Below are 10312 nucleotides of genomic sequence, written 5' to 3'. Positions count from 1 at the left end.
GGCCTCCGTCATCATCGGCGCGACGTCGATGGAGCAGCTGAAGACGGATATCGGCGCCGTCGACGTAACTCTCTCGGCCGACGTGACGAATGGCATCCGCCGCATCCACCGGCTCTATCCCGCGCCGATCTGACAAGAAGCGGGCGGCCATTGGCCGCCCGTCTCTTATCTTCCGAAAGGGTTCGCGACTCAGCCGCGCCGGGCCGCCTCGATGGCGGCGACGTCGATCTTCTTCATCGTCATCATCACGTTGAAGGCGCGTTTCGCCTCGTCGCCACCGGCGGCAAGCGCATCCATGAGGACGCGCGGCGTGATCTGCCAAGAGATACCCCATTTGTCCTTGCACCAGCCGCACTCGCTTTCCTGCCCGCCATTGCCGACGATCGCATTCCAGTAACGGTCGGTCTCTTCCTGATCCTCCGTGGATATCTGGAAGGAGAAGGCTTCGTTGTGCTTGAAGGTCGGCCCGCCGTTCAGGCCGATGCACGGAATGCCGGCAACCGTGAAGCCGACGACCAGCACTTCTCCCTGCTTGCCATCGGGGTAATCGCCCGGCGCGCGGGTGACATCGCCCACGGCGCTGTCGGGAAACGTCGCGGCATAAAAGCGGGCGGCCGCTTCGGCATCCTTGTCAAACCACAGGCAGATCGTGTTCTTCGGCATTGGTGCATCCTCCATCCGGTTACGAGGCCATCGATCGCGGCCCATGCAGTGTAGACGTTCGGCGCGGCCGCGACCCGACACCGGGCTTCAAAAAAACCGCGACGACGAAAGAAACCCGCCGTTGCCGACGGGTTTCCTTTCGCCCTGCTCTTTGCGGGGTGACGTTACGGCGTGGTCGTGGTCGCGCCACCACCTTCGGCGGGCTGCTGGCCGCCGCTCGGCTGGCCTTCCAGCGGCTGCGTGCCGGTAGCACCGCCCGTCTGGCCATCCGTTGCCGTGCCGCCGGCCGGCGCCGTGTCCGTCGTGCCGATGGCCGAGGTGTTGGCGTTCGGGTCGACGCCGTCACCCGGCGTTCCGCTGCCGACGAAATAGAAGATGCCCACGGCAACGAGCACTGCGAGAATCACGGCCACTGCCCAGCCGCCCGTGCCACTCCCGCTGCTCTGGTTCACGACGGTCGGTCCGCGGTCATCCACCGGACGCGTCGTGCGATCTTCCGGGGGACGATTGACAAGGTTCGGGTCTTGCATGTCTGTCACTCCATCTGGTTGGATCGGAATGAACAACGCGGCGTCTTCCATTTGGTTCCCGCCCTGTTGCAAAACGGGTCAGCACGCTTCTGGAGTGCAAGACTTGCTTTCCGCCGGAAAATCCGTATAAGGCGCGCTGTTCAACACACCCGGTCAATCGGCTGGTGGCTGAACGGAGGGCCGGCGATCCCAAAAGACCGCCGTTGGAGCCAAGGGCTCCGGCCTCCCGTGTCTCCGCTCTCGACCGTCTGGATTAACGCTTTTCTTGCTTCGGGCTTTCCGCCCTTGAGAACTGTCGTTGAGGCTTGGCGCCGGTTTCGGGTGTAAACGCAAGAAAGGCAAAGCCACATGGCTCTTTACGAACATGTATTCCTGGCCCGCCAGGACGTGTCCGCCCAGCAGGTCGACGCTCTCGTCGAACAGTACAAGGGTGTGATCGAATCGCTCGGCGGCAAGGTCGGCCGGGTTGAGAACTGGGGCCTCAAGTCCCTCACCTACCGCATCAAGAAGAACCGAAAGGCGCATTACGCGCTGATGGACATCGACGCTCCGGCCGCCGCCATCCACGAGATGGAACGCCAGATGCGCATCAACGAAGACGTTCTTCGTTACATGACCATCGCCGTGGAAGCCCACGAAGAAGGCCCGTCGGCCATGATGCAGAAGCGTGACCGCGACGACCGTCCGCGCCGTGATGGCGACGATCGTGGCCCGCGCCGCGATTTCGGTGACCGTCCGCGCCGCGACTTCGGCGACCGCCCGCCGCGTGGCGACCGTCCGGCCCGTGAAGACCGCGCGTAATCGAAGCAGAAGGAGATTTTGACTATGGCTGATGTTTCTTCCGCTCCGGCACGCCGTCCGTTCCACCGCCGCCGCAAGACCTGCCCCTTCTCGGGCGCAAACGCACCGAAGATCGACTACAAGGACGTCCGTCTCCTGTCGCGCTACATTTCCGAGCGTGGCAAGATCGTTCCGTCCCGCATCACGGCCGTTTCCCAGAAGAAGCAGCGCGAACTCGCCAAGGCGATCAAGCGCGCCCGCTTCCTCGGCCTGCTGCCCTACGTCGTAGCGTAAGCATACTGACTCTGCGGCCTGACTCGACGTCGGGCCGGGATGCATGACTCCGGGGAAGACGGTTCTGCCGCCTTCCCCCTTTCCCTTCCGCGTTGGGCGCGGATCGGAGCCGCCGGCTTTCAGAGAAATTCCAGCAAAAGTGTGAAACGGTTTTGCGTCCGGGATTGCGAAAAATCTGAAGCCTAATCCCATGTTGGGGAAACAGTCCTGAACAAGTTTGTCAGGAAGCTCCTCTAACTGTCTGATGAGACAGGACAGCGAACCTTTGAAGACCTTGACGCCGACCTCGATTGCGACCGGCCTGATTGCCGGTGTGACCGCCGCTCTGCTTTCGCTGAGCGCGAACGCGCAGTCGACTCTCGCGATCGTGCTTTACGCCGCGTCCGCTCTTCCGATTCTGATTGCCGGCCTCGGCTGGGGCAATGCCAGCGCGCTGATCGCCGTCGTCGCCGGCGGCGCGACCGCCTCCATGCTGGTCTCCTCGCATTTCGCGCTGCTGATCGTCATCATCACGCTGATCCCGGCCGGCTGGCTCTCCAATCTCGCGAATCTTGCCCGCCCCGCCTCCGAACTCGGCGGCCCGGACAATGCACTCGCCTGGTATCCGCTGTCCAACATCCTCGCACATCTCGCCGTCATGGTGACGCTCGGCATGGTCGCCGTCGGCGCGATCGTCGGCTACGACAGCGCCATGGCGAGCCAGCTCGTCGATATCGTCATCGCGACGCTGAAAGCGCAGGAACCGCTCTACAATCCCGATGCGACCGCCGTCGCGCAGCTCAAGGCCGTTTTCGCGCTGGCGCTGCCGCTGGTGCAGGGCGCTCTCTGGGTGTTCCTGCTGTTCGCCGCATACTACGTTGCGACCTTCATCGTGCGCCTGTCCGGCCGCGGCCTTCGCCCGCGCGAGGATATGCCCTCGACGCTGCGCATGCACCGCAACGCGATCTTCTTCTTCCTCGCCGGTCTCGTTCTCGCCTTCATGGGCGGCGTGCCGGCGATCATCGGCGCGCTCGTCTGCGGCACCTTCGGGGCCGGTTTCGTGCTTGCCGGCTTTGCGAGCCTGCATTTCAGGACGCGCGGCAAGCCGTGGCGGCTGTTCGCCCTGTGGTTCGCCTATATCTCGGTACTGCTCTTCACCATACCGATCTTCGCCATCCTCATTCTGGGCCTGATGGACACGCGGCGCACCATCGCGCTGACGCCAGCCGGCCCGGCAGAGAAGAAAAACCAGAACACCTGACATTCAGAAAGGAACTCTAAAATGGACGTCATTCTCCTCGAACGCATCGCCAAGCTCGGCCAGATGGGCGAAACCGTAAAGGTTCGCGACGGCTTTGCCCGTAACTACCTGCTGCCGCTCGGCAAGGCGCTGCGCGCCAACGAAGCCAACAAGAAGCGCTTCGAATCCGAGCGTGCGACGCTCGAAGCCCGCAACCTCGAGCGCAAGTCGGAAGCCCAGGCCGTCGCCGAGAAGCTCGACGGCAAGTCCTTCATCATCGTCCGCTCCGCCGGCGAAACCGGCCAGCTCTACGGCTCGGTCGCTGCCCGCGACGTCATCGAGGCGCTGGCTGCCGAAGGCTTCAACATCGGCCGCAACCAGGTCGAGCTCAACACCCCGATCAAGGCGATCGGCCTGCACAAGGTCGTCCTGCACCTGCACGCCGAAGTCGAGATCTCGGTCGAAGTCAACGTTGCCCGCTCCGTCGAAGAAGCCGAACGTCAGTCGAAGGGCGAAAGCCTGACCTCTGCCGACGCCATCTACGGCGTTGACGAAGACGCCCTGACGGCAGCCGACTTCTTCGATCCGGAAGCCGACGGCGTAGACGAAGACGAAGCCTGAGAACAACAGTGAGCCGGCTTTGCCGGCTCATCTGCTTTTTGGGGCCGGCTTTGCCGGCCCTTTGCTTTTGCGGCAGCCGAAAGGCACGGCTTGAAATCCGGATTTTCGCATCAATATTTATATGTCGTTAGACTGGATTGGCGGTCGGGCCGCTTTTTTTAGGCCGGTTTGCGACCAGACCCGTTCCGCCAGATTTTTTAAGCGCGACGGAGTTTAGCGAATGAAATTCATTGTACAGGCTCTCGTTTCCCGCCTCGTCGAGACCGGAAATCTGACGATCACCTACCCGGACGGCACCCGCCAGAGCTTCGGCGACGGCACCGGAAATCCCGTCCACATGCGTCTCAACACGAAGAAAGCGGTCTGGGGCCTCGCCCTCGACCCTGCCTACTATCTCGGGCATCACTATGGCACGGGGGATATCGAGATCGTGGAGGGCGATATCTACGACCTCCTGACGACCATCTTTACCGGCAATCCCGATTTCAAATATTACGACAGTCGCTGGAACCACCTGCTCGAACGGGCGCGCTACCTCTTCCGCTGGATACGGGAGAAGAACAGCATCGTACGCTCGCGCAAGAACGTGCAGCACCACTATGACCTGACGGGTGCGCTCTACGATCTCTTCCTCGACCAGGACCGGCAATATTCCTGCGCCTATTTCGAACGGCCGGACCAGACGCTCGACGACGCGCAGCTTGCCAAGAAGCGCCACATCGCGGCAAAGCTCAACATCATCCGGCCAGGTCAGAGCGTGCTCGACATCGGCAGCGGCTGGGGCGGCATGGCGCTCTACCTCGCCCGGCAGCTCGGCGCCAAGGTCACGGGCGTGACGCTCTCCGACGAGCAGCACGCCCTTTCCGTGACGCGGGCGAGCGAAGCCGGACTCTCGGAAGAGGTCAGGTTCCTGCTGCAGGACTATCGCAACACGGACGGCCCGTTCGACCGCATCGTCTCGGTCGGCATGTTCGAACATGTCGGCCGCCCGAACTACCTGACCTTCTTCCGCAAGAGCGCGTCGCTCCTGAAGCAGGACGGGGTGATGCTGCTGCACACGATCGGCCGCACGGACCGTCCCTCCGCCAACAACCCGTTCATCGAGAAGTACATCTTCCCGGGCGGCTATATCCCTGCCCTTTCGGAGGTCATGCAGGCGGTGGAGAAGAGCGGGCTTGCCGTGACGGATGTGGAAATCCTGCGCCTGCACTATGCCGAAACGTTGCGCCACTGGCGGGAACGCTTCATGGCCCGGCGCGACGAGGCCAAGGCGCTCTACGACGAGAAATTCTGCCGGATCTGGGAGTTCTACCTCGCGGCCTCCGAGAGTGCCTTTCGCTGGCAGAACCTCGTCGTCTTCCAGCTTCAGCTGGCGCATGACCAGAAGGCCGCGCCGCTGACGCGCGAATATATCGGCCGGGGCGAGGATTGTCTCAAGGCGCACGAGGGCAATCCCAAGGGCGAACGCCGCGGTGCGCGGCAGTTTCCGCAGGAAGCCTCGCTCTGAGATTCGAAAGCGGTGTCAACCGAAAGCCAGCAGGCCCGGCGCAATCCGGGCTTGCTGTGTCCCGCACGCCTGTGGAAAAGTCTAACAACGGGCTTAATGGTCGGGCCGAGTCGGAAGCGCTTGACCCCCGACAGCAAAGAAACCAAACCAGCGGCCTTCGCAAACAGGGATGGGGAGATTCGGGACGATGAACGACGCCGTGCGCAAACTCAGCCAGGCGGGCCGCGACAATGCGGAGCTGCATCATCGCGAGGCACCGAACAACGTCGAGGCCGAACAGGCGCTGCTCGGCGCGATCCTGGTCAACAACGATGCCTATTACCGCGTCTCGGATTTCCTGAAGCCCATGCACTTCAACGAGCCGCTGCACCGCAAGATCTACGAGCTTGCCGGCGACACGATTCGCATGGGCAAGATCGCGACGACGATCACGCTGAAGACCCACCTGCCCGCCGACGGCAAGGTCGGCGACCTGACGATCCCGCAGTACCTCGCGCGCCTTGCCGCCGAAGCCGTGACGATCATCAACGCGGAGGATTACGGCCGCGCCATCTATGACCTGGCGCTGCGCCGCTCGCTGATCACCATCGGCGAGGACATGGTCAACATCGCCTATGACGCGCCGCTCGATATGCCGCCGCAGAACCAGATCGAGGATGCCGAACGGCGCCTGTTCGAACTGGCCGAAACCGGCCGCTACGATGGCGGCTTCCAGTCGTTCAACGATGCCGTTGCGCTGGCGATTGACATGGCCGGCGCCGCCTTCGAGCGCGACGGCTCGCTATCGGGCATTTCCACCGGCATCCACTCGCTCGATGGCCGCATGGGCGGCCTGCAGCGCTCGGACTTGATCGTGCTCGCCGGGCGCCCCGGCATGGGCAAGACCTCGCTTGCCACCAACATCGCCTACAACATCGCCGCCTCCTACGAGCCGGAAGTGCAGGCGGACGGTTCCTTCAAGGCGAAGAACGGCGGCGTCGTCGGCTTCTATTCGCTCGAAATGTCGTCCGAACAGCTCGCAACGCGTATCATTTCCGAGCAGACGGAAGTTTCCTCGTCAAAAATCCGTCGTGGTGACATTTCCGAGGCCGATTTCGAAAAGCTGGTCGCCTGCAGCCAGATGATGCAGAAGGTGCCGCTCTATATCGACCAGACCGGTGGTATCTCGATCGCCCAGCTTTCCGCCCGCGCCCGCCGCCTCAAGCGCCAGCGCGGCCTCGATTGCCTCGTGGTGGACTATATCCAGCTGATGACCGGCTCGGGAAAATCCAGCGACAACCGCGTGCAGGAAATCACCCAGATCACCACCGGCCTCAAGGCGCTCGGCAAGGAGCTGAACGTGCCGATCATCGCGCTCTCCCAGCTCTCCCGTCAGGTGGAAAGCCGCGAGGACAAGCGCCCGCAGCTTTCCGACCTTCGCGAATCGGGCTCGATCGAACAGGACGCCGACGTGGTGCTCTTCGTGTTCCGCGAGGAATACTACGTGAAGAACCTCGAGCCGCGCGACGAGTTCGACCCGAAATACGAAGAGTGGAAGATGAAGTTCGAGGCCGTGAAGGGCACGGCGGACGTCATCATCGCCAAGCAGCGCCACGGACCGACCGGCACGGTGAAACTGGCCTTCCAGTCGGAATACACCCGCTTCACCGACCTCGCCGATCCGTCGTTCACCCAGTACGAGCATTGACGGGAGCCGGGATTCGCCCCTCACCCTCTCTCCGCAAGCGAGGAGAGGGAACTTGCGTCACGAACCATCATTGGTTGGGGAAGCCGGTGCCGCACATCCCCTTCGCCCCGCTTGCGGGGAGAAGGTGGCCGGCAGGCCAGATGAGGGGCAATCCTCCTCTTGCCCGCTCACCGCTTCCCGAAAGCCGGGGCCTTGCAGAAATCGCCCACGATGGCAAGCGCCCGCCGGCCGCGCGCCTTTTGCTCCTCGTCCATCATCGACAGGTCCAGCCTGTCGGAGCAGGTGCCGTCAGAGGCCCCACTCTCCCCTGAAAGCGCCATGCGGCTCGAACAATAGAGCCCCTCGCCCGTCAGAACGATCTGCTCCACGTCGGGAGAGGCGAGCGGAATGGGTTTTGCCTCCGCGATCATGTCATCGGCAGAGGCATAGGCCGTGACCGCCGTCACGCGGCTGAGATCGACCAGGCCGAGCGTCAGCGTCGCCCACTTTTCCGGGAACTGCAGGGCTGCGGTCGTGCGGGCACGGCAGGGCGCTCCGGAGACTTCCAGCCGGGTCACCAGCCGGGGCGCCTCGGGATTGTCGACGATGGAATAGTAGATGTCCGCGCCCGCCTCGCGCACCGGCACCGCACCGTCCTGGGCAAGGCCGAGCAGCACCGCATGCGCCTCGCGCATCGCGGCATCCGTCGGCACGCTCTCCGCAACCGCCGCCTCGCCCGAAAGGGCGAGGGCCATCGCCCCAACGGCCGTTCTCATTCCTGCCCGCATCGTCTCTCCCTTTCGGCGCGGCACCATAGAGGCCGCGTTTCGTACCGGCAATGCAGCCGGCGGCCGTATTGCCGCCATGGTCCACAGGCTGTATCTCACTGAAATGAGCACGCACCACACGCCCACCCGCTCCACCCTGCCCGTCGCCGGCGAGGACCATGCTCGTCTGACGATCGATCTTTCTGCGCTTGCCGACAACTGGCGCGCCATGGCGCGGCGCTCCGGCGCGGCGCGCACCGCCGCGGTGCTGAAGGCCGACGCCTACGGCATCGGCCTCGAACCGGCGGCAAGGACCTTTCATCTGGCAGGTGCGCGCGATTTCTTCGTCGCCACCCCGGCGGAAGGCGCTGCGTTGCGCGCGACGCTGCCGGATGCCCGCATCTACGTTCTGTCCGGCATGTGGGCCGGCTCCGAGCGGCTGTTCTTCGAGTTCGACCTCGTGCCGGTCATTGCCTCGGAGGAACAGCTCGCCGTCTTCATGGCCGCGGTCTCCGACGGAAGCGACCACCCCTGCGTGCTGCATGTCGACACGGGTATGAGCCGGCTCGGCCTGCGCGTCGAAGATGCCCTGGCGCTTGCCGGCGACGTGGCGCGGCCGGCGAGCTTCTCGCCGATCATGCTGCTCAGCCATCTCGCCTGCGCGGATGATCCGAACCACCCGCTCAACCGCCAGCAGCTCCAGCGGTTCCGCACCGCCGTCGATGCCTTCGACGGCATCGATGCGACGCTGGCCAATTCGGCCGGCATCTTCCTCGGCGAAGAGTATCACTTCACCCTCACCCGCCCGGGCATCTCGCTCTATGGCGGCGCGGCCGTCAACGACGCGCCGAACCCGATGAAGCCGGTCGTCACCGCCGAAGCCCGTATCCTCCAGGTGCGCGAGGCGAAAGCCGGCGAAAGCGTCAGCTACGGCGCCACCACCGTCTTCACCCGCGACACGCGCATCGCCGTCGCCGCGGTCGGCTATGCGGATGGCTACATGCGCGCCCTTTCCGGCTCAGGCGTGCCGCTGCGCAAGACGAACGTCCCGGGTGCCGGCGGCGTGCTGCACGGCCGCGCGGTACCGCTGATCGGCCGCGTCACCATGGATCTCACCCATTTCGACGTGACGGACCTGCCGGAGGGAAGCGTCCGGCCCGGCGACTTCATCGAGCTCTTCGGCCGTAATATGCCCATCGAGGATGTGGCCCGCGCCGGCGGCACGATCGACTACGAGCTCCTGACCAGCCTCGGAAGGCGTTACGAACGACGCTACGAAGCGGCGAAAAAATAGGACACGTTCCCCTTTTGTGCTAGGGACTTCCGGAACGATTCCGGAAAGCGAGATTTTATGGCGAAAGCCCGCACCCAATTCGTCTGCCAGAACTGCGGCACCGCCCATTCCCGCTGGGTCGGGAAATGCGAGGGCTGCGGCGAGTGGAACACCGTCGTCGAGGAAGATCCGATGGGCGGCATCGGCTCCGGCCCCGGCAAGGTACCGAAGAAGGGCCGCCCCGTTGCGCTGACCGCTCTCTCCGGCGAGATCGAGGAAGCCCCGCGCATCCACACCGGCATCGGCGAGCTCGACCGTGCCACAGGTGGCGGCTTCGTGCGGGGCTCGGCCGTGCTGATCGGCGGCGATCCCGGCATCGGCAAATCCACCCTTCTTATGCAGGCCGCCGCCGCCCTCTCCCGCCGCGGCCACCGCATCATCTATGTCTCGGGCGAAGAGGCCGTGGCGCAGGTGCGCCTGCGCGCCCAGCGCCTGCAGGCCGCCGAGACCGACGTGCTGCTCGCCGCCGAGACCAATGTCGAGGACATCCTCGCCACCGTCGGCGAAGGCAAGCGGCCCGATCTCGTGATCATCGATTCGATCCAGACCCTGTGGAGCGACACCGCCGAGGCCGCGCCCGGGACGGTGACGCAGGTGCGCACCGGCGTGCAGGCGATGATCCGCTTCGCCAAGCAGACGGGCGCCGCCATGGTGCTCGTCGGCCATGTCACCAAGGAAGGCCAGATCGCCGGCCCGCGTGTCGTCGAGCACATGGTCGATGCCGTGCTCTATTTCGAAGGCGACCGCGGCCACCACTACCGCATCCTGCGCACCGTCAAGAACCGTTTCGGCCCGACGGACGAGATCGGTGTCTTCGAGATGTCCGACAAGGGCCTTCGCGAAGTCTCAAACCCGTCCGAACTCTTCCTCGGCGAGCGCAATGCGAAATCGCCGGGCGCGGCGGTCTTTGCCGGCATGGAGGGCACGCGGCC

Annotated in this window: 10 protein-coding genes and 1 pseudogene (1 of these 11 running past the window's edge); 8 read left to right on the top strand and 3 right to left on the bottom strand. The window is 64.3% G+C overall.

Annotated features, from left to right (window positions below):
* Nucleotides 1–189 precede the first annotated feature (189 nt).
* Both B2742_RS14435 and B2742_RS14430 read right to left on the bottom strand, forming a co-directional pair.
* Nucleotides 190–663: a VOC family protein gene (locus tag B2742_RS14435; protein WP_023515804.1), complete on the bottom strand. Its 474-nt coding sequence runs from the start codon at nucleotides 661–663 to the stop codon at nucleotides 190–192.
* A gap of 164 nt (nucleotides 664–827) precedes the next feature.
* A complete protein-coding gene (locus B2742_RS14430) occupies nucleotides 828–1244 on the bottom strand; it encodes a hypothetical protein (protein WP_292067618.1) in 417 nt (138 codons plus the stop codon).
* Nucleotides 1245–1541: 297 nt separating this feature from the next.
* Here B2742_RS14430 and rpsF point away from each other — a divergent pair, with 297 nt between their 5' ends.
* From rpsF to B2742_RS14400, 6 genes are all read left to right on the top strand, one after another.
* Complete coding sequence (rpsF, locus tag B2742_RS14425; RefSeq protein WP_023515802.1) at nucleotides 1542–1994, top strand: 30S ribosomal protein S6; 453 nt, start codon at nucleotides 1542–1544, stop codon at nucleotides 1992–1994.
* Nucleotides 1995–2018: 24 nt separating this feature from the next.
* The gene (gene rpsR / locus B2742_RS14420; RefSeq protein ID WP_023515801.1) at nucleotides 2019–2267 is read left to right on the top strand and encodes a 30S ribosomal protein S18; all 249 of its coding nucleotides are present in this window, start codon (nucleotides 2019–2021) and stop codon (nucleotides 2265–2267) included.
* 265 nt (nucleotides 2268–2532) lie between these two features.
* On the top strand, nucleotides 2533–3507 hold the full coding sequence (locus tag B2742_RS14415) for a DUF2232 domain-containing protein (RefSeq protein WP_023515800.1): 975 nt from the start codon (nucleotides 2533–2535) through the stop codon (nucleotides 3505–3507).
* A 21-nt stretch (nucleotides 3508–3528) separates the two neighbouring features.
* Nucleotides 3529–4107, top strand: a complete 579-nt coding sequence (rplI, locus tag B2742_RS14410) for a 50S ribosomal protein L9 (protein ID WP_023515799.1) — start codon at nucleotides 3529–3531, stop codon at nucleotides 4105–4107.
* Nucleotides 4108–4327: 220 nt separating this feature from the next.
* On the top strand, nucleotides 4328–5614 hold the full coding sequence (locus B2742_RS14405; RefSeq protein WP_024271294.1) for an SAM-dependent methyltransferase: 1287 nt from the start codon (nucleotides 4328–4330) through the stop codon (nucleotides 5612–5614).
* Nucleotides 5615–5801: 187 nt separating this feature from the next.
* The gene (locus tag B2742_RS14400) at nucleotides 5802–7301 is read left to right on the top strand and encodes a replicative DNA helicase (protein WP_023515061.1); all 1500 of its coding nucleotides are present in this window, start codon (nucleotides 5802–5804) and stop codon (nucleotides 7299–7301) included.
* Nucleotides 7302–7468: 167 nt separating this feature from the next.
* Here the strand turns inward: B2742_RS14400 and B2742_RS14395 are convergent, their stop codons facing one another.
* Nucleotides 7469–8035 (bottom strand): hypothetical protein, encoded by a 567-nt coding sequence (locus tag B2742_RS14395; protein WP_292067596.1) that lies wholly within the window; start codon nucleotides 8033–8035, stop codon nucleotides 7469–7471.
* A gap of 136 nt (nucleotides 8036–8171) precedes the next feature.
* Between B2742_RS14395 and alr the strand changes: the two genes are divergently transcribed.
* Both alr and radA read left to right on the top strand, forming a co-directional pair.
* Nucleotides 8172–9341 carry an alanine racemase gene (gene alr / locus B2742_RS14390; protein ID WP_292067594.1) on the top strand — a complete coding sequence of 390 codons (1170 nt, stop codon included), beginning with the start codon at nucleotides 8172–8174 and terminating at the stop codon, nucleotides 9339–9341.
* A 57-nt stretch (nucleotides 9342–9398) separates the two neighbouring features.
* A pseudogene (gene radA / locus B2742_RS14385) lies at nucleotides 9399–10312 on the top strand (DNA repair protein RadA); it runs 495 nt beyond the window's last position.

This window comes from Brevundimonas sp. UBA7664 (assembly GCF_002483305.1).
In the GTDB taxonomy this organism is placed as follows: domain Bacteria; phylum Pseudomonadota; class Alphaproteobacteria; order Caulobacterales; family Caulobacteraceae; genus Brevundimonas.
This window is presented reverse-complemented; position numbering and strand designations above follow the sequence as displayed.

Coding starts and splice junctions, on each gene's coding strand:
- B2742_RS14405 (WP_024271294.1), top strand. CDS start 4,328: ATGAAATTCATTGTACAGGCTCTCGTTTCCCGCCTCGTCGAGACCGGA.
- rpsF (WP_023515802.1), top strand. CDS start 1,542: ATGGCTCTTTACGAACATGTATTCCTGGCCCGCCAGGACGTGTCCGCC.
- alr (WP_292067594.1), top strand. CDS start 8,172: ATGAGCACGCACCACACGCCCACCCGCTCCACCCTGCCCGTCGCCGGC.
- B2742_RS14395 (WP_292067596.1), bottom strand. CDS start 8,035: ATGGCCCTCGCCCTTTCGGGCGAGGCGGCGGTTGCGGAGAGCGTGCCG.
- B2742_RS14430 (WP_292067618.1), bottom strand. CDS start 1,244: ATGGAAGACGCCGCGTTGTTCATTCCGATCCAACCAGATGGAGTGACA.
- B2742_RS14400 (WP_023515061.1), top strand. CDS start 5,802: ATGAACGACGCCGTGCGCAAACTCAGCCAGGCGGGCCGCGACAATGCG.
- rpsR (WP_023515801.1), top strand. CDS start 2,019: ATGGCTGATGTTTCTTCCGCTCCGGCACGCCGTCCGTTCCACCGCCGC.
- rplI (WP_023515799.1), top strand. CDS start 3,529: ATGGACGTCATTCTCCTCGAACGCATCGCCAAGCTCGGCCAGATGGGC.
- B2742_RS14435 (WP_023515804.1), bottom strand. CDS start 663: ATGCCGAAGAACACGATCTGCCTGTGGTTTGACAAGGATGCCGAAGCG.